The organism is Pseudomonadota bacterium, from assembly GCA_026390555.1.
GTDB lineage: Bacteria > Bdellovibrionota_C > UBA2361 > UBA2361 > OMII01 > OMII01.
The window spans coordinates 14,445-33,545 of the sequence record JAPLFS010000003.1; the positions used below are offsets into that span (position 1 = coordinate 14,445).

Below are 19,101 nucleotides of genomic sequence, written 5' to 3' on the forward strand. Positions count from 1 at the left end.
TAGTAGATGCTACCTGTCCGATCTCTACATCTGGCACTAGGCTGTAGAGTCCATCTGTACATAATAGCAGGATATCACCCTCATCTGCATGTTCATTAGGCCACAACCAAAACCTCTGTGTATCAACTTCAAGGCTAGGGTCAGCCCCGATGCAGCGGGTAAGAACGTGTGCTTCTGGGTGGGTCAGCGCCTCCTCTGCTTGGATCTCCCCGCGCTCTACTAAGCTCTGCACGTAGGTGTGATCAACTGTGATTTGTTGAACAGCTCCATCACGGATGAGGTAGGCTCTAGAATCACCAACGTGCCCTATCACAACCTCATCTCGATTGAAAAACGCAGCAACCATGGTGGTTCCCATAGCTGAAAACGCTTGGTTCTGGCGACGCAGCACTACGACTCGATTGGCTTCACGCATCGCTTGAACCAGGATATCTGCTGAAGCTTCATCCTGAGAGTCCCTCTCCAGATAGCGCTTCATGGAATCTATGGCGAGCTGGGCAGCGACTTCGCCGCCTGCAACTCCCCCCATACCATCACAAACGATCCAGGTCTTATTGTTAGAAGATTGCACGAGCCCGCAGCGATCCTCATTAAATTCGCGCTCACAGCCAAGATCTGAAAGCGCAGAGGCCCCTTGAGAGCTGCCACCTGCAACGATCATGAATGGATCCTCACTTTTATCATGTTCCCGTAGCATGCTATGCCCAACCTTTAATAAACTATTCACCCCAGTATAAACTTGCGGTGGCTAATTGGATCTCTCTCTATAGTGGTCAGCAAAATAATGCACTCAACCTGTGCTACTAGCTCTCCACCTCTCTCTTCCCCACTGCTTCCATCTCTTCATTCGGCATAAACCGGATAATACTGAATACCCCTATCCTCTTTTGATGCCGCAGATAGGTTTATCCTTGATACTTAGAACAGGCCACTCCCTTCACGTAGAGCAAAGAGAAACCCATTGCTATCTAGTTTTATCAGTGTTATCGAAGAGTTATTAGTAACTGGTCACCGTAGTTTGATGTCGCAATTCAAGCTATTCACCCCTTAGGGATTGTATTTCTGTGAGTCTTCGTTCTAATTTTCAATGGCCAATCGTATTGCTCATCCTGGTGACAGTGGTGCTGTTGGCCCCATATGCAGGCTGTTGCTTGCTGACTAGCCGCGATCAATTAGGGGCCCCCGCTGATATGCTAGCAGAGCCTATGCGCCTCCCCAACACCTCACCTCTTCACTCTGGTCAGCCACACTCAGACCCAAAACTGGCCGAAAGCGTTCCTGTTGAGAGGGATAATAGTAGTCTTTCAGAGATCGAACAGTTATTAAATAAGTAGGAAGGCCCCCAATCTATGGTAACTCTTAATAGGATCTACACTAAAACTGGCGACGATGGCTCAACGGGGCTAGTTGGTGGGGCTCGTGTGCGAAAGAACTCACCTCGTGTTGCGGCCTACGGCGATATCGATGAGCTTAACTCTCAGATCGGCCTCTGTATTACGATCGCCTCGAGCCCTGCAGAGGGGGCGATACGGGAAAAGCTAGTTATCATTCAAAATGAGCTCTTTGATCTTGGATCTGAACTTGCTACCCCCATGGGTGGTGGTTGGGAGGGAATGCTAACAATGCAAGAACCTCAGGTTGAAAGGCTTGAGGCTTGGATAGATGAGCTAAATGGCCCCCTACCGACCTTAAAATCCTTCGTTCTTCCGGGTGGAACTCTACTAAACGCGCAGCTACACCTAGCGCGTACCGTATGCCGTCGTGCGGAGCGCACGATCCTCTCCCTCAACGATACCGAAGCGCTCTCAAGCGCTGTGCTACACTATGTCAATCGATTGAGCGATCTACTTTTTGTTATGAGCCGCGCTGCTGCGCAGCTAGCTGGCACACCGGAGCTACTCTGGATTCCGGGGGGCTTGCGTCCTACGGTTTAGCTTGCACCCCAAGCCCATGTTCAAAAACTAGATCTCCCCCGAGTCCCCCGACCCATAGGGTAAGGACTATCTGAGTTACAAGAAAAATGAGGTACAGCGCCTTAAATACAGCAGCTCCACGCACGGCAACCCGCGCTACCCAAAAAAATGTCGCAAGCAGTACGGAGTTACACAGTAGCAACCTTCCGAGGGCGTGGTGCGTTCCGAGCTCTAGCGCCAATGGATCTGAGAGCTCTCCCAGCTCGCTGCTCGCCTGATAGCCAGAGAGGAACGCAAGCGCTGTAGAGAGCGCGATGCTTAGCACACACACCACCTGCACAGCTCCGAGCAGGGGCGCAAGCCTTCGCACCTTCTTCAGGCACTCTACAATTACCAGCAAGACTACGAACGCCAGTGGCATGCCACTAAGGGGGGGATGAAATTGGAGCATATCTGCCAAAGATACCCAGTTAGAGCAGATTAGGCCACCATCAAGAATACCTTCACGCCGTTCTCTTCAGTAGCATGAGGGTGAGATCGTCCTTTAAAAGGCGGTCCTGCCGAAACGCGTTAAAGTCATCAAGAATGGCGCGTAGCATCTCGGGGGCGCTGGCCTGTGCGGAGGTCTTTATGAGTGCTGCAGAGAGTCTTTCAATGCCGAAGGTCTCCCTAGAGCGGTTCTGTGCCTCGCTAATACCATCCGTAAACATAAGAAGGGCATCTCCTGGGGCCAGGGTATCCTCTACCAGCAAATAGCTTGAGTTCTCAACAAACCCCACGGCGAAGCCCTCTCCCCTAAGCTGTCGCACCGCCCCATTCTTGTTATTATTGGCGCGCGCGAGCACTAGCGCCGGTTGATGCCCGGCGCGTGCCCACTGCACCCTTCCGGTCGCTGGGTTGTAGAGAGCCCCACCCATCGTAACGAAGCGCCCCTCTGGGATCTGCGGAGCGAGGTGGCGATTAATATCGCTCAGCAACTGATCTGGCCGTGAGTGCTCAGAGGCGGTCATCGCAAGCTTCGTCATGCTTCCTATAAATGCTGCGGAGAGCCCATGTCCAGACACATCCGCAACCTGGAGAGCGATCTGCCCGTCGCTTACTACCTGCGCAAAATACCAATCTCCGCCAACCTCTTCGAGTGGCTGATACGATACTGCAACCTGGAATCTTTCATCAGAGGGTAGGGTTAATGGCAGCAAGCTTTGCTGGATCGCACGAGCCTCCTCAAGCTCTTTACGGAATCTCTCGTTATGATCGCGCAGAGCCGCGTTAATCTCCGCTAAGGAGCCCTGTAGCTCGTCGTTACCAGCCTGTTTTCGTAGGCGCAGCTGCGTGGCTATCCGACCAGCCAACATTCCGACTGAGAACGGGGCTTGTACGATCTCAATTTTATCTACTACATCGCTCTCGTACAGCTCGGAGCTGTTTTCTGGTGAGATGCAAACGATCGGTATGGCACGCGTATTCTCCTGCGAGCGCAAGAACGAACACATATCCGCCATATCACCCATAACACGCCCATCGATCAGGATTAGGTCTACGTTTGTGCGTGAGATCAGATCTGGCAGGGCTACGTTGTTCGTAGCGCCGAGCACTGCGTATCCTAGCCGCTCAAGAAACCGGGGCAACTTTTGATCGGTATTTCCAAGATAAAAAATCAGATCCATAGGTTATACCTATTGTATCGGCTAGGTAGGGGCATAGCCCAAGAGAATTCTGGCTGGAGATGAATTATGCGTCCTCTAGCCTTGATTAACAGACAGGACCGGAACTGACTTGTACCATAACCACATGTTATCGAGGGATCTAAGCACCTCGGCTGTCTTATTCGATTTAAACTCCAGGTAAAGCAACTTTGGCTCCCTAGAGGGTGGAACGAACAAAGTAAAACCCTTCTCGCCAGGAACCAGGGAGGCCGAGCTCAACTCTCTAGCAATCGGGTGTCCCGTCTGGGTAGCGATCGAGAATCCCTGCGGCATAAATCCTCTGAACTCAAACTCTGGATCTGAGAGCTCTAATGTCACCTCAATTCTATAGTCGTGAACCTTTATCTCTTTAATCAAGAGAGCCGTGGCCGGTGGAGCCTGCAGATCTCTAGCGATATTACCCATAAATAGAAGCATGGTCAGAAAGAAGATCTGCAGCCCTGTGTATGGTGTCAGCGCAGTGGCTAACCATGAATCACCTTGCACCTTTAGGGTTTGCAACCTCTCGACGCGGTATGGATCGAGTCCTGCTGCACGCCAATCGCTATCTTCAATCAAACTAAGGGCGTATCCGAGCGCGGTATAGGTACTCAACAACCAGAATACCCCTTCACAGGCGGCAGCGAGCGTTGACCACATTAGCGAGCGCCCATCTGGATACGGCGTAAAACAGCCAACTACTAATAGGAGTGAGATCGCAGCTGGCGTTGTCATGGAGGCGAGCGCCGCCCAGCGTGCTTTCTTGCCAAGTCTAAAGGATAATAACGCTGCACGGCGCAGATCTGTGCCAAAAAGACTTAACGGTACGAAATAAAAGTAATAGCGCAGGCTCCATATCGTTCCCAGCACTACTAGAAAAATCAGCGGAGAGAATAACACCGCGTTAGAGACCCCGTTAGATACATAGCTAAGTACTAGCGAGGGGATAACAAAGATCCCCCATAGTCCGAACCCGAATACGCAGGTACGAAGAAACGCGACCAGGGGACGTACATGGCTGGTGTGTGAGTACTCAAGCCTATAGCGCCAACGCAACGTGACTCCACAGATAACCATAAGCTGCACAAGCCGTGCGAGCACATTAGTGAGCATTGCGCTTGAAATATCTGACGATACCACTACCGTCTCTGCAACGGATCCCGCCGCTAAGGCCACAAGCATCAGGGGCAACAAGTACACATCGTGCATCAGAAGTGCTGCGGCTATCTGAAAAGGTGCCCGTCGTAGCTGCTTTAAGTCTGGGCCGGATTGTATATTAGTTTCGTTCATGATCGTACGTTTACGGAGTGCGCTGGAAGTGTTGCACAGTACTGCGAGTTAGCACATCCTCCTAAGGAACTAGCAACCTCCAGGAGGCCGAACGCTCCACCCCAACTTTCACGAATAGGGTATCGGAAGCCCCGCCATAATTCCCGGCAGCAAGATTGAGTTGATAGTACGGTAGTGGATTCTTAGTCGGACCGTGCAGAACGCTACCATCTGGGGCATAGGTACTCTCTGAAAGCTGAGAGCGCCAGATCAGCTCGCCATCTTTTTCTACCAATAGGAGTGGAGAGAGGTCATATGAGCACGCTGTACTCATCGCAAAGAATCCACCTTGGTCATGCCTAAGCATGATCTTAGATTCAGAGAAAAAGGTTTGTTCTGACTGACCGAGGCTTGCGACCGGTCCCAATCTAAAGAATCCAACCGGTCGGCGCTGCGGACCTCCGAAACAGGCAGCAGCCACAACGACAACTGATAGCAGCGCTATAGATAAACGGCGCGCTACTGTAGCCAAGGCAGCTCGCTCTCTAAGTTCCTAATGATATCACGCAGACCAACCCCTGCTGGGGCTATAACGATACCACCATCAACCTGCCGAGCAATCTTACCGAGCCGCATCTCCTGCTCCTGTTCAGAGTTGCTCATCTTAATGATCTTAACCGAGTCAGCACCGAGCAGGTCAAGATCCTCCTCTAGTGTATCTTTCTCATGGGCGAGGATTACCAATCGGTGCCCGTTTATACAAACCGATGCTGGCCTCTTGCCGGTATAGGGAACGAAGAATGTGTCCATAGCTACCATTACCCTAAGATAATCATCACCAAAAGACCTTTCAAGCGAAATCGTCCTCTTTTACAGAACGATTCTACCTTAATAGTAACACCAAAACGCTATAATATCTTTACGGTACGCTGGGCTCTCTCTGCAGATCTTGCCCTATATACACGACCAGGCAGTGGTGCGCCAACTACCAATTCAGCTAATTCGGCCGCATCACATAAGCGCTCGAAATCGATACCGGTCTCAATCCCAAGCGAATGACAGAGGTAGACTATATCCTCGGTTGCAACGTTTCCTGCGGCACCCGGAGTAAAGGGGCAGCCCCCCATGCCCGCAATGGAGCTCTCAAATATCGACACACCCTCCAGAAGTGCTGCGTATACATTACTAAGCCCGAGCCCCCATGTATCGTGCAGGTGTAGCGAGATCGGTATTCCAAGGGGCCGTAACAACGCAATGCACTCGCGGATCGAATTTGGGGTGCCCCTACCAACGGTATCGGCAAGAGAGAGCTCTGCGAGCTGCTCACCGTGCGCGGCACACGCCGCTACAAAACGGTGCGCGAGCGCCTGCACTGCGCTGGGTGCGATCTGGCCCTCAAGCTCGCATCCAAAAGCGGTTGAGATCATAAGCCCATGCACCCGCTTACCGTGAGCTTTAAAGGCTCTAATCCATTCCGGCACAGAGGCTATACTTTGCTCAATAGTAGTGTTGTTGTTAGCCTGCAGAAAGGTGTTGCTTGGTGAGCTATAGAGCCAGCCTTTATTGCACAAACGCCCGGTGCGTTCAGCTCTCTCAAAGCCCTTGGTGTTTAGATAGAGGGCGCTGTACTCAACTGAGCTTGATTGAGGGAGTGCGGCAACAAGCGCCTCGGCATCAGCCATCTGCGGCACCTTATCTACCCGCACAAAGGCCGCGACCTCGATCTGACGAACGTCTGCGTGCGCCAGAGCCTCTATAAGTTTTAAGCGCTGCTCGATCGGCGTAACCTTTGCGAGGATCTGAAACCCCTCGCGTGGACCAACCTCTCTAATACAGACTGTACGGGGTAGTTCGGTCTTGGTCATGAGGATCTCAATTTAGTCCGTATTCTCTGCATAATCACGCACGAATACACGACAATTAAGCCCTCCTGGATCTGCACTGCAGGCCTGTTTTGATTGAATGCAGTAGCGCGTCTCTCCATCCTCTGCGGCACCCTGCGACCTACCACGTGTCCGAACAGCCTCAACCGACTTATCGATGCTGCTGAGGCAACGCATAATCGCTTTCTGGATGAACTTCTCACTAGGGATCTCAACCGTTGGGGCAACCTCTGGGATCTCTAACTCAGGCGATACCTCTGGGGTGTTCTCCTGGGCTAAACATAGCTTGGCAGCTACTATCATACCTATGATTAATATAGTGTGAACTGCTACATAACTTGCATAATTACTTAACTTAGCTTGGTGTAATCTCATAGATAGTCCCCACTCCCTAGGCTCAGATAAATAAATTAACGCGCTATGCTGGCTGCACTACCTTCTTCGCCCATGTTGCTCCTCGATGCAAGCCACCACAACACCCCTGAGAGAACCATGGCTGCCGTGGCTACCTGTAGTGCATAGGCCAACGCCTGCTCGCTAGAGCCAGCGATCCCCTCAGTTGTCAGCATATCGGCTACCCATCCGATAGTGATCGGAGCGATGGCAGCTCCAAAGAGCTGAATCATAAATATCGTGACTCCCTGAGTAAGGGTTTCAAGCCCATGCGGAGCCCTTTCGACAAGTGCGGAGTTAAGAGGAGCCACCCCGGCAAAGAGCGCAATCTGGGCGATAAAGCAGCTAGCAAAGAAGATTAGCGGCGAGGTAGCCAGGAACGCGAAAAACAGAAATGGCGCACCAAGCAGGGTTGTTATGCTCACAAAGAGTAATAGTCCCCGCACCTGATTCGTCATTCTGGCAGCAAGTAGCGACGCCAGCCGCCCACCTCCAAGCGCTCCGATTAGCCCAGTGGTTGCAAGTATAAATCCGAATCTGCTTGCAACCTCGCTCTCCGACATTCCTAGGCTAGTCCCGTGCCGAACAACGAACATAGCAATTCCGTTTAGCGCAAAGGTATTAAGCACGTAGCCGCTGATAATAAGGCGCAACTCAGGTCGAGCAAGAATACGTCGCCACCCCTCTATGAATCCTGCGCCTGCCTCTTTTTTTGGCAAGCTCCTGCTCTCCGGCGCAATTCGTAGAAACCCAAAGGCGAGTACGATCCCGGGCAGTGCGGCGAATAAAAACAGGGGCCGCCATCCCCACTGCATCGCGATCTGACCACCTGCTATAAAACCGAGGGCTGAACCAACCGGAATAGCTACGTAAAAGAGCGCCAGCGCGTTATTAAGCGCCAATGTGCCCGCCACTCGCCCCTTTAGGTATCCTGGAACGATAGCGCCGAAGCTCGCCTCGCCAATCCCAACCAAAGCTCTTGCTGCGATGAACGTATAAAGGGTGTGGCTCAGAGCCGTTAGAGCTGTAAAGAGGCTCCAGGCGAATAGCCCAGCTGCCATCAGGATACGTCGATCGATCCGATCACCAAGAAATCCAAAGATCGGTGAAAAGAGGAAGTAGCCCAGAACGAAGGCGGCTCCAAGCAGCCCGGACTCCTTGTTTGTAAGGACAAACTCGCTTTTTAGGATCGGCTCTACGGCATGAACGATATAACGATCAAAGAAATTGAGTAGGTTAATCAGGGTAAGAAATAAGAGGACTCCCCAAGGCATCTTAGCCCCACAGCTCTATGATGCCACCCGCTCTGCGGCGTCTGTCAGGAACTTCTGCTGTGCTGGAAAGCGTTGCTCAACGCCGTGTATAAGCCCGCGCACCTTCTCCTTCTCCTCGGAGGATGTAGCGAGAATTGCAAGCACATCAACGGCCTGCGCCGCAGAGAACGAGCCGCGGTCTGCAAGGGCGGTGAGCGCCGCTTTTGCACTATCTATATGTTGATCGGAATCAACGAGAGCTTTCGCCAAACCGAAGGTTACGAACTCAGCGGCGAACCTTTCAGGCGAGTCGGGCTTGCCTACCTGTTCCCAGTTTGTAGAGCCAAGGGCCGTCTGAGTAGTACTGAAATCACCGAATCGAGCGGCGAGCAGACCCTTATAAAAATCCCCAAGTAATCCGAAGTGACTCGGCGAATCGAGTCCAACCAGCATATGGCCAAGCTTCTCATGAAGCCGACGGATCTCCTCTGTTTCGCTCTTGACCTTATCTGCTGCCGCTATACGTTCCTTAGGGTCAGTTGCGACACGCTCCGCGCTTTTTAAAGTTGCGAGCGCCTCCTGCTTATCAATAAGGTCCTGATAACCACCCTGAACATCTAGCAGCAGTTGAGTGGCATCGGCGCGCCGCTGCTCCGCCGTGGCCATAAAACGGTTGTAGGCTATCATTGAAAGCCCGATTGAAACTAACGCTACAAGGATAATGCGCCAATTTCTAGCTACGAAGCGAACAAATGGATCGTTCTTGCCAGCCTCTGATATAGCCGGGTCTTGAAAGATATTGCGATTTGGACTGCTATCTCCTGCCCGCTTGGATTTCTCTTGTACCGATAGTGTTGACACGCTTCACCCCTGATTTAACAAGAAAAGTTAGACCCTAAGTTTCGTAGCAGAGGGTATATAAAATGTACGTAACTAGTCAGCATATTCCAGAAATATTCGCATACGGTAAAGACACTCAATAGCCCCTAAGGGGCCGATTTGCTCCGCAAATCGGCGGTGATAACAGCCCCTCAGGGACCGATTTGCTCCGCAAATCGGGGGTGATAACAACCCCTCAGGGGTCGATTTGCGGAGCAAATCGGGGGTGATAATATTAACTGGTCACAAAATCTGCCGTTCCCGATCAGGGGACGACCAATCGAATTACATATGAAACTTCACCGTAATCTGAGTAGCTTGAATCACAACATTAAACTACGGTGACCAGTTACAAATGTACAGGATAAGTGAGTTGAGTACACTACATTTTATATTTAAAATCATCCGCTTCGAGCTGGCTTAGGATCTCCTCCCACTTATCCTTATCGATAGTGCGGAAGTCCTTGGAGGACTCCTCCAGCTCCTGAGCCTCCTGCCCCTGCTCCTCCCCCTCAGTAGCCTCGCCCTTATCCTGCGTAGGATTATTAGTAGTTGGGGATGCGGGAGCAGCGCTAGGCGAGGAGAACGCTATACGGGCTTGGTCGAGAACGGCCTGTGAAACGTAGATCGGAGCAGTAGCACGGAGCGCCATGGCGATAGCATCACTTGGGCGTGCATCTAAGATCAGCACCTTATCACCCTGTCCCAGAACAAGTTCTGAGAAATAGGTGGAATCTTTAAGCTCAGTTATCACTACACGTTGAACGGTTATGCCCAACTCAAGCAGTAGGTCATAGAATAGGTCATGCGTTAGTGGTCTAGCCATTGCTACCTGCTTGATGGCGCTGGCGATGGAGGTAGCTTCAGCTATACCGATCCAGATCGGGAGCGTAATCTGTCCCGACTCATCTTTGAGCACAACTATAGGGGCTTGGGTGGCTGGATCTAGTACAAGCCCACCTACGAACATCTCAACAGCAGCCTCAGTTACCATGGTTAGCGAACCTCACTACGATTTGCAATTGTTTTTAATTTACCGCTAATTAGTACCAAGTTACCCCTTATTTACTAGAGATGCTAGGTTCAGCCATAAGGGTATAGCGCTTCTGCTCGGTAATCTTGACCTTGACGATGGAGCCAAGCGCTAGCCCCTCATAGGGTTTGGCGAAGTTTACCATGAAATTCTGCGGTATTCGCCCCTGAAAGCAGCTCTCATCAAAGCGATTGCGATTATCGATCAGAACCTCCGACTCTCTGCCTACCCAGGTGGCTAACCTAGCATTCGTATGTTGCTCCTGCTTGGCCTGCACGATCTTTAGCCGCTCAATCTTCTGCTCATGTGAAAGACTATCCTGCATAGTGGCCGCCTGTGTGCCTGGACGGGGCGAGAAGGCATAGGAGTAGCTGTGCTCGAACTGCACTATGTCCATCAGATCGAGGGTCTCCTGAAAATCGCTCTCCGTCTCGCCCGGAAAGCCCACGATAATATCGGTTGTAATGGCCATGTCCGGCACGCGCCCCTTAAGGGCCTCTATTATCCCAAGGTACTTGTCTCTTCGGTAGTTACGGTTCATAGCCTTCAGGATCCTATCGCTCCCTGATTGCAGGGGCATATGAACGTGGTGGCAGACCTTCGGGTTAGAAACAACGCACTCGATAAAATCACGCCGAATCTCCTGCGGGTGCGGGGAGGTAAATCTAATCCGTTCAACACCGGGGATGGCAGAGACGCGCTCAAGCAACTCCACAAAGCTAACCCGCTGGGCCAGATCTAACCCGTATGAATTAACGGTCTGGCCTAGCAGCACTATCTCTTTAGTTCCACGATGTACGGCGATCTTCACCTCACGCTCGATCTCATCTGCTGCACGCGAAACCTCTGGGCCACGCGTTGTAGGAACGATGCAATAGGTGCAGTTCTTGTTGCAGCCACGACTAATCGAGATAAAGGCCGTTATACGCCCAGATTGGCCATGCTTAGATGGATCGTGCTCAGCAAAGCCAAGGGGCAGCTCCTCCCACTCTTCGCGGTAGTTAACTGCGGCCTGCGGAGGGGCTCCATTTTTTCTGAGCTGTATCAGGGATGGCACGAGCGAGAGGTTGTGGGTTCCAAATACAAAATCAACTCCCCGGCCGTACTTTAGAATATTCTCACCCTCCTGCTGTGCGACACAGCCACAAACTCCCACCATCATCTGCGGGCGCTCGCGCCGTAGGCCCTTCATCTCTCCTAGCATGCTGTAGAGCTTCTGCTCCGGTTTTTCACGCACGCTGCAGGTATTAATCAGTACTAAATCGGCCTTTTCTGGAGCATCAACGGGCTCATAATCCTTCTCAAGGATCTTGTATAGCTTCTGCGAATCGTACTCGTTCATAGCGCAGCCAAAGGTGCGTATAAATACGCCCTGCTTTTTGGCTGGCTGGTCCTGTTTCTGATCTGACTGCGATGACATTATTTATGCTCAGAGAACGAACGGCCCTTAAAGGCAGCCATCCGTCACTAATTTGAGTCAAACGATACGATTCGGACTACTGGCCGCGGGGCGCTCTGATCTGAAACTGCCACAAGCTTCTCCATGGAGAACTTGAACTGCTTGGTACCGCCCGGCTTAAGTCCGAGGTTCTGCACCTCGACCCGACGTTCATTGTCGAGAATTTGATCGGCCAAATCAAGGTTCTCGGCCGTGGTAAACCCGGCCACTATCACCACATTACTGACGGTTAAGCTCCCTGCGTTAAAAAATTCCCCAGTTATAGTGAATTTTAGCTCGCATTCATTGGGACTGGAGCAACTTTCCCCAGGAACTCGATGTACGTTAAGGTTGCGTAGTGCCAGGAAATCCTTAGTGGTATCCTTGTCTAACTTAGAGCCCTGAGCGCCCTGTTTGACCCCCTCTTTTGCCAGAAAAGGCGCTGCGTCCTGCCCCCACAGAACCTCGATCTGATAGTTACTAAGACCCATTGATGAAAGGGAGAGCGAAAACGGGGTCGCAGCCCCGGCTGCCAAGATAGCGGAATTGGGTGCTAGATCGCTTACCTTATGAAACGATACGCGCTGCTCTCCGTTATTATCAAGTGCTGCCAGGCGCACAATAACATCTTTGGATGGCCACTCACTCTTAGTGATTAGGCGCCCCTTGATAAGCAGCAACGCTCCATCATCTAACTCCTCGAGTACCTCGATCCTAAAGGGAGTAATAGATGGGTCAGTGCCAGAAATGGACTCTATCGCACGTCTTCTAGCAGTTGTCCCGGTCGCACAAGCAGCAAGAATTGCGGTGATACCGAGACACAATACCAATGATTTTCGTCTACCTTTGTACCCCATCTTTTATCCATTTATGACGGTCATCTCTCTTAGCTTCCAACCATCAGAGAGTACGAACTCCCAGTGTTGCTCCTCGAGCCTGGTCTCAACTATATAATACGGGACCTTATAATACCTAACTTTAACGGTAATGGTTGCCTGGCGAGCATCTTCCGCCCATGCGACCTCTTCAAATTTGGACTCAACTACGCGCTCCTCATCTGATCTGCCCTTGATGCGCTTGGATAACTCGCTACGACTCTCAGGCAATACAAAGGTTAGTGCGCGCGTTTTATCGCCCATCATAACTGAATCGAAGAACTTCTTGGCCTGGGGCTCAAGTAGCGCCATGCGATCGTCTGCGGTAACGCCACTTTCCTTAAAAGCCTGGAAGAACGGCACGAGTATGCAGCCAGATAACGACACTACCGAGATACAAACGAGCAACGCACGATATATTGGACGAGTACTATTCATAGACTATTTTACCTCTTCATCGTCGGCGTTTTTATCCTGCCCTGCTGGGGCATCGCCCCCATTAAAGATCTTTGTAACGAACGATTTTAGGCGGCCCTTATCATGATCTGAGAGGTAGCTACGAGCCGTGCGAACTGGAATACCGGTCGGGTTAGTATAACCATCGCTGCCTTGGATCAGCAGCTCACCGCGCAGATCCTGGACGAGTTTACGTGCCTGTGCGACCTGCTCTTCAGAAGGCTTTACAAGTTGGCTATGAATATCTTTTGCGGCCACGAATACAGTCGCGCCACTAAAGAAGTAGACCATAGATAGAAAGAGACTCTTTTGTAATCCCTGCATAAGCTGCAGGGTACCTCAGCATTGCTACCTATGGGAAGAAGACAAAACATTAGTAGTGACTAAAAATCGGGTCCCGGGGCCATGCGGGCTATCCCACCCGTGGTATTAGTACGCGTTGCGATTCTTAAAGCCATTAATCAGGGTCAGGCAGAGGATCTTAAGATCCAGATAGAGCGACCAGTTCTCTATGTAATACAGATCATACTCGATCCGTTTGTCTATCGATGTATCACCTCTCCAACCATGCACCTGCGCCCAGCCAGTAATACCAGCCGGAACCTTATGGCGTAACATGTAGCGCGGGATATGACGCCGAAACTCGTTAATAAAGACCGGTCGCTCCGGCCTTGGCCCAACGATAGACATTTCACCCATTAGAACATTTAAAAGCTGCGGAAGCTCATCAAGGCTAGTCGAGCGCAGCAACCTCCCTAGCGGTGTAACACGTTCATCGCCAGGTTTAGTCCACCCGGGACCCTCAATCTCGGCATCCATATACATGGTCCGAAACTTGATGATGGAGAAGGCGCTACCATCAAAGCTGACTCGCTCCTGTTTAAATAGCACCGGCCCACGCGAGGTCATCCTTACAAGTACTGCGATAGTGAGCATGATAGGGGAGAAGATAATAAGAAGGAGTGACGCCACCACCAGGTCTAGCACCCGTTTTGTAAAGAGGTTGATGCCATCTAGTGGGCACTCCTGCAAGCTGATAAGCGGCAGCCCTTCAAACTCCTCTATCGCCCCTCCGATACTCGCGAATTGATAGAGGTCCGGAATAATCTTAATATCAACGATCGAATCCTTTAGCTGATGCATAATCTCAGGAAGAATCTGGTGGTCCTCGAGGGGTAAGGCCACAACGATCTGGTCTAGATCTGTACGCCCAACGAAGGCTCCGATATCTGAGTATTTACCGACTATAGGCACACCACCAGGCCCCCGTCGCTCATCGCCATCCTTGGAGAGACACCCCAACAGTTGAATACCGAGCTCCTGGTGAAGGCGAACCCGGCTGACCATATCGATCGCTACCTTGCCGCTGCCAACGACCAACATATAGCGTAGGTTGTATCCCTTACGTCGCAATTCACGCAGTAGAGCGCGCAAGGTCGTACGCTGCAAAACGGTTAGCGCCGTTGCGATGAGCCAGAAATAGGCAAAGACGAGTCTAGAATATTGCACGCTCTTTTCCCGAAAGAGATAGGTAAGAGATATCAGCAAGAGGATAGAGAGTGCATTAGCATTTATCAGCAACCACAATTCACGTGCTCGTCTAGATCCTCGCATGGGTCTATAGAGCCCCATCCGTCTGAAAACAAAGGCCCAGATTAGCCAAATAAAGGGCAACATTGAGACGTAATGAATCAGCTCAGGCACACCCTTCTCAACCGGGATTAGCCCCGTCATAAATCGAAGCCAGAAGGCCGCCAACCAAGCGGCAGAGACCACCAACAGGTCGGCTGCCATAAAGAGGTATTCAAATAGTTGTCGCTTCTGCCTTAGCATCCTATCCCTTGAGCTGTAGTCCAAGCGGCGTCATATTTTCCCCCTGAGTCTGACGAGCTTTCATGCCATCTCCTGAGTCGATGCCCACGCTCTGTGCAAACGACTCCCAGGTCTTGAAAAAGTTTGCGTAGCTGAACGCACGCGCGCGCGCTCTTATGAGATCTGCTGAAAAACTGCCCTCTATTTTACAAAAGGATCTGACTGCCTGCGCTAACGCCGAAGGATCTCCGTAGAACCTTTTAGTAATAAATACCCCACAGCTGTTCGATAGGACAAGCTCAGATTGAGCTACCGGGCGCTCCTCCCCTACTGATTCCCTGAGTCCCCCGGCATCTAGCGCTATGATTGGCCTACCTGAGGCCATACACTCAACCGGCACGATGCCGAAGTCCTCTATTCCAGGGAACACCAAGGCGCGGCAACGGCTATAACACTCCCACAAGAACGCCTCACTCACCCGCCCTAGAAATCGCACGAATGGTGCGCTTGTGGCTCGCTGCCTGAGTTTTTCCTCTTCAGGCCCCCCTCCTAGCACCCATAACGGCAGCCCTAGCTCTTTAAAAGCGTCCACAGCAACATCGATCCGTTTATATGGCACGAGCGCCCCAGCGCACAGAAAAAAGGGCTCGGGGTGCTCCTCAAAAAATCGTTTCTCTTCTGCGCTCAGTTCGCGCGAGACCTCATTACACATACGAACGGGAGGGGTAATCACTACCGCCTCTCGTCCATAAAACTTACGGATACGCGCAGCGATAAAGCTACTAATAGCAACAAAATGCGTAATCCGCTTGGCGCCCCGTAAATCCCAACGACGCAAATATAAGAGTAGCGGCTGGGCCAGCAGAAAAACTATCCCTTTAAAGTACGAGCCGGCCTGATCCCAGATGTAACGCATCGGAGTAAAGCAGTAGCAGATATGCTGCACTCCTGCAGGGACCTGCACGTTCTTTGCGGCGGCATGGCTTAACGAGATAACTAGATCGTATCCGTTTAGATTAAGCGAAGAGGCGGCCGCGGGATAAAGTGGTAAGAAAGCTCGGTAGAGGCGCGCTATTCCGGGAATTCTATTAAGAAACGAGCTAGCCTTTACACGAGCATCGATCCGCTCCGAGGTAGCACCCGGCAGATGTACGAGGGTAAACACATCAGCCTTAGGATAGATGCAGAGAAAGGCTTCAAGACACATCTCTCCTCCACGCATACCGGTCAGCCAGTCATGCACAAGTGCAACCTTCATCGGGCACCTCCTGCGCTTAGTACCGTCTGATAGAGATCTAGAACTTTTCTGGCGACTGCTCTTCTTGAATAACGCTCAAGATGTTTAGTATCAAAAGTTATTTCGGTAGTAAGGCTGCGCTGCAATCCAAGCTTGAGGGCCCTTTGCAACGCTTCAATCGAGAGATCCTCTGCAACTATATCGCGCTCAGTTACCAACTCCTGCAGCGCGCCAACCGGCCGACACACAACTAGCGCGCCACTCGCCTGTGCCTCCAGGGCCGGTAGACAGAATCCCTCTAGTAGAGATGGCACAACTAGCGCCGAGGCTTTGCGGTAAAGCGCCGAGAGCTCCGTTGATGAAACCGCCCCAAGTACTGTAATCCCACCGATCTCCTCTATTAGAGCCGAGAGAGCGGGATTTATTGCAATCTGCTCGGCCCCGAAACCAGCCAGCACAAGATTTGGGCAGGTAGCGGTAATCCGACGCCACAAATGCTGCTCCCTAAAGCCGCGATAGGCGAGCAAAAGATCGCGTAAGCCCTTATGCGGTTTAATATTAGAGAATATCGCCAGAAAAAAAGCTCCGCTTCCGAGCATCGACGCAGGTAACGCCAGCGCCGTAGGAGCATCTAGCAAAAACGGTGCAATCGCATTAGGAATATGACTGACCTTTCTCTCGGATACTGCGGTGCTAGCAAGCACTGCTTGGCGCGTGTGATTACTGACCGTTATGACCGCATGTGCACGCTTAACCGCCGAGGAGATCAACCTGCGTGCAATCCAGGGATAGTAGAATCGTTCGGGCCGTTCGATATGAATTAGATCGTGTACTGTAACGACTGAGGGAATAGAGATCCCGAACGGGAGCATATAGTGTGGAGTATGAAAGAGGTCGTAGGAGGACAGCTCTAGGCGGCGACCCAACAGGAACAACTCATCAAGCGAATAGCAGGGGCTTTGATCGAAGAGCCAAGAGACCTGCTCAGGCATTTCAAATTGCAGATTAGCGCCAGGCTTTGCTAGAAGCGCTATCTCTACACCACCAATCTCAAGCAGCCCATGAATAAGGTTCTCGATGTATACACCGATACCGCCGTCACCCAATTTACGGGCATCCAACAGCAGCCGAACTGCGCGTTGCGGCTGCGGGGCCTCTTCAGATACTAATTGGCTACTTTGCGGGCCCATGGAGCGCTATCCTCCTCTTCAGGCGCCGTAAATACTCGTCGCACTACGTAGGTCTTTTTATTCTGTGACTCATAGTAGGTGCGAGCTAGAACTTCAGCGAGTAATCCAAACACAACGAACTGCAGACCGATAATTACAAGCATCACACCAAGCGCCAGTAGTGGGCGATTGCCCATTGGAACGTCCTGAAAGAGTCGCTGATAGGTAAGCATCGAAAGGATCAGGGTGCCGAGGATACCCGAAGCTGCCCCAACAACTCCAAAGAGGTGAATCGGGCGCTTTGAATAACCAAGTAGAAACTTAACAGTAATAAGGTCAAGCACAACACGAATTGTACGGGAGATTCCGTATTTAGATGTGCCGAATCTCCGCTCACGATGATTAACCGGAACCTCAACGATGCGCGCTCCCATCTCGTTCGCTAGGGCCGGAATAAAGCGATGCATCTCACCGTAGAGGCGCAGCCCGCGGGCGATATCTCCACTCATAACCTTTAAGGTGCAGCCGTAGTCGTGCAGCCGTACTCCGGTCGCAGACGATATAATACGATTGGCGATAATGCTGGGTAAGCGACGGCTAAGGAACTTATCGCGGCGGTGCTTGCGCCATCCTGCGACTAAATCATAGCCCTCTTCGAGCTTTGCAACCATCTGTGGGATCTCGGCGGGATCGTTTTGTAGATCTCCATCAAGTGCAACGACGATCTCGTACCTGGAGTGATCAAAGCCGGCTGCCATGGCAGCGGTCTGCCCGAAGTTTCTGCGGAGCTGAATCAAGCGCAGGTGTGAATCGTTACCACCACACTCAAGCAGCCGAGAAACGGTTTTATCTCGAGATCCATCATCGACGTAGATAATCTCGTACGGGCGCCCCGTGCTACGCAGCACGTTGGAAACCTCTCGGAATCCATCCGCCACGTTATCCTCTTCGTTAAATACCGGAATGACTACTGAGATGCCCTGCATATCTCCTACCTAGTGAAAAGACAACCGCCGGAAGTCTACCACACCCAAAAATCTAAACACAGCTTCATCCCAACTTCTTAAAACACCCTAGAGCTGCGCCCACTATAAGAAATAACAGGTGGTTAGGTGACACTATGCAACTTTTTCCGCGTTCGGCTACATAACTATAGTATGATTGAGAAGTTAAGTAATTCAGCGCTAGCCTTCATCAATTGGCTATCAACTTCGTATGGCTCAGGGGACCTCTTGTCAGACCTCTGCATAGCGCTGCTGAGCGCTCTCGCTTGCTCACTACTGGTGCTTATCCTTGCGCGCATCGGCCGCGGGGTTAATTTTACGAAACTCAGCAACAACGATATCGATCAGATGGCGAACTCCCTAGATATGCTGCAAGTTGAGCTGCTTTCTATCTCACGCGCTCTGCGCCTTGAGTTTATCAATCGCCGCATAGAGCTACAGAATCTAAGGCATATCACCCTGAGTGCCACGCAGGACTCCACACTACGCGTAGCAGCCAGATAAAACGGTTCCTCACCGATAAGTGTGGGTACATTAGATGGAAAACCCCTGCTCTGGAACGTGAACCGCTTCCCGTTACCTGCTCCTGCTCCGATACCGGTTAACCCTTAAAAACCAGCTTTGACAGCATGGCCGCCAAATGGAGGTGGCGGCGCGGCGCAACTGGTTCATAATATCGCTGCTTCCGTTCGGGAGGAGGCGAATAACACTAATAACCTATTCAGTAATTCAACCGACTTTTGATAGACTTCGAGCTTTTCATGACAAAACATATCTTCTATTAATCGGTTCTTTTCGAAAT

Annotated in this window: 21 protein-coding genes; 2 read left to right on the forward strand and 19 right to left on the reverse strand. The window is 51.4% G+C overall.

Annotated features, from left to right (window positions below):
• Nucleotides 1-697: protein phosphatase 2C domain-containing protein (locus NTV65_00100; protein MCX6113605.1), on the reverse strand; the 697-nt coding region annotated here is incomplete at its 3' end.
• A gap of 652 nt (nucleotides 698-1,349) precedes the next feature.
• Here NTV65_00100 and NTV65_00105 point away from each other — a divergent pair.
• Nucleotides 1,350-1,934 (forward strand): cob(I)yrinic acid a,c-diamide adenosyltransferase, encoded by a 585-nt coding sequence (locus tag NTV65_00105; protein MCX6113606.1) that lies wholly within the window; start codon nucleotides 1,350-1,352, stop codon nucleotides 1,932-1,934.
• Here NTV65_00105 and NTV65_00110 read toward each other — a convergent pair.
• The 18 genes from NTV65_00110 to NTV65_00195 form a co-directional block, all read right to left on the reverse strand.
• Entirely contained in the window at nucleotides 1,924-2,364 is a 441-nt protein-coding gene (locus NTV65_00110; protein MCX6113607.1) for a hypothetical protein, read from the reverse strand. The two genes, NTV65_00105 and NTV65_00110, sit on opposite strands and share 11 nt — an antisense overlap.
• A 52-nt stretch (nucleotides 2,365-2,416) precedes the next feature.
• Nucleotides 2,417-3,580 carry a SpoIIE family protein phosphatase gene (locus NTV65_00115; protein ID MCX6113608.1) on the reverse strand — a complete coding sequence of 388 codons (1,164 nt, stop codon included), beginning with the start codon at nucleotides 3,578-3,580 and terminating at the stop codon, nucleotides 2,417-2,419.
• 75 nt (nucleotides 3,581-3,655) lie between these two features.
• Complete coding sequence (locus NTV65_00120; GenBank protein ID MCX6113609.1) at nucleotides 3,656-4,888, reverse strand: hypothetical protein; 1,233 nt, start codon at nucleotides 4,886-4,888, stop codon at nucleotides 3,656-3,658.
• A 61-nt stretch (nucleotides 4,889-4,949) separates the two neighbouring features.
• The gene (locus NTV65_00125) at nucleotides 4,950-5,399 is read right to left on the reverse strand and encodes a hypothetical protein (GenBank protein ID MCX6113610.1); all 450 of its coding nucleotides are present in this window, start codon (nucleotides 5,397-5,399) and stop codon (nucleotides 4,950-4,952) included.
• A complete protein-coding gene (locus NTV65_00130) occupies nucleotides 5,387-5,677 on the reverse strand; it encodes a hypothetical protein (GenBank protein MCX6113611.1) in 291 nt (96 codons plus the stop codon). The genes NTV65_00125 and NTV65_00130 overlap by 13 nt, the downstream gene beginning before the upstream one ends.
• A 98-nt stretch (nucleotides 5,678-5,775) precedes the next feature.
• Entirely contained in the window at nucleotides 5,776-6,732 is a 957-nt protein-coding gene (locus NTV65_00135; protein ID MCX6113612.1) for a hydroxymethylglutaryl-CoA lyase, read from the reverse strand.
• Between the two features lie 12 nt (nucleotides 6,733-6,744).
• Entirely contained in the window at nucleotides 6,745-7,125 is a 381-nt protein-coding gene (locus tag NTV65_00140) for a hypothetical protein (GenBank protein MCX6113613.1), read from the reverse strand.
• 35 nt (nucleotides 7,126-7,160) lie between these two features.
• Nucleotides 7,161-8,417 carry an MFS transporter gene (locus NTV65_00145; GenBank protein MCX6113614.1) on the reverse strand — a complete coding sequence of 419 codons (1,257 nt, stop codon included), beginning with the start codon at nucleotides 8,415-8,417 and terminating at the stop codon, nucleotides 7,161-7,163.
• A gap of 15 nt (nucleotides 8,418-8,432) precedes the next feature.
• Complete coding sequence (locus NTV65_00150) at nucleotides 8,433-9,257, reverse strand: hypothetical protein (protein ID MCX6113615.1); 825 nt, start codon at nucleotides 9,255-9,257, stop codon at nucleotides 8,433-8,435.
• 400 nt (nucleotides 9,258-9,657) lie between these two features.
• Nucleotides 9,658-10,269 (reverse strand): bifunctional nuclease family protein, encoded by a 612-nt coding sequence (locus NTV65_00155; GenBank protein MCX6113616.1) that lies wholly within the window; start codon nucleotides 10,267-10,269, stop codon nucleotides 9,658-9,660.
• Nucleotides 10,270-10,336: 67 nt separating this feature from the next.
• Nucleotides 10,337-11,728, reverse strand: coding sequence for a tRNA (N6-isopentenyl adenosine(37)-C2)-methylthiotransferase MiaB (gene miaB / locus NTV65_00160; GenBank protein MCX6113617.1), 1,392 nt, complete (start codon nucleotides 11,726-11,728; stop codon nucleotides 10,337-10,339).
• A gap of 47 nt (nucleotides 11,729-11,775) precedes the next feature.
• On the reverse strand, nucleotides 11,776-12,603 hold the full coding sequence (locus tag NTV65_00165; protein MCX6113618.1) for a hypothetical protein: 828 nt from the start codon (nucleotides 12,601-12,603) through the stop codon (nucleotides 11,776-11,778).
• 3 nt (nucleotides 12,604-12,606) lie between these two features.
• Complete coding sequence (locus tag NTV65_00170) at nucleotides 12,607-13,059, reverse strand: hypothetical protein (GenBank protein MCX6113619.1); 453 nt, start codon at nucleotides 13,057-13,059, stop codon at nucleotides 12,607-12,609.
• A 3-nt stretch (nucleotides 13,060-13,062) separates the two neighbouring features.
• On the reverse strand, nucleotides 13,063-13,401 hold the full coding sequence (locus NTV65_00175; GenBank protein MCX6113620.1) for a hypothetical protein: 339 nt from the start codon (nucleotides 13,399-13,401) through the stop codon (nucleotides 13,063-13,065).
• A gap of 105 nt (nucleotides 13,402-13,506) precedes the next feature.
• Nucleotides 13,507-14,910 (reverse strand): undecaprenyl-phosphate glucose phosphotransferase, encoded by a 1,404-nt coding sequence (locus tag NTV65_00180; GenBank protein ID MCX6113621.1) that lies wholly within the window; start codon nucleotides 14,908-14,910, stop codon nucleotides 13,507-13,509.
• 1 nt (nucleotide 14,911) lies between these two features.
• On the reverse strand, nucleotides 14,912-16,147 hold the full coding sequence (locus NTV65_00185) for a glycosyltransferase (GenBank protein ID MCX6113622.1): 1,236 nt from the start codon (nucleotides 16,145-16,147) through the stop codon (nucleotides 14,912-14,914).
• Nucleotides 16,144-17,316: a glycosyltransferase family 1 protein gene (locus NTV65_00190; protein MCX6113623.1), complete on the reverse strand. Its 1,173-nt coding sequence runs from the start codon at nucleotides 17,314-17,316 to the stop codon at nucleotides 16,144-16,146. Before NTV65_00190 ends, NTV65_00185 begins: the two co-directional genes overlap by 4 nt.
• Nucleotides 17,292-18,281: a glycosyltransferase family 2 protein gene (locus NTV65_00195; protein ID MCX6113624.1), complete on the reverse strand. Its 990-nt coding sequence runs from the start codon at nucleotides 18,279-18,281 to the stop codon at nucleotides 17,292-17,294. Before NTV65_00195 ends, NTV65_00190 begins: the two co-directional genes overlap by 25 nt.
• Nucleotides 18,282-18,452: 171 nt before the next feature.
• Here NTV65_00195 and NTV65_00200 point away from each other — a divergent pair, with 171 nt between their 5' ends.
• Entirely contained in the window at nucleotides 18,453-18,803 is a 351-nt protein-coding gene (locus tag NTV65_00200) for a hypothetical protein (GenBank protein MCX6113625.1), read from the forward strand.
• Nucleotides 18,804-19,101 lie beyond the last annotated feature (298 nt).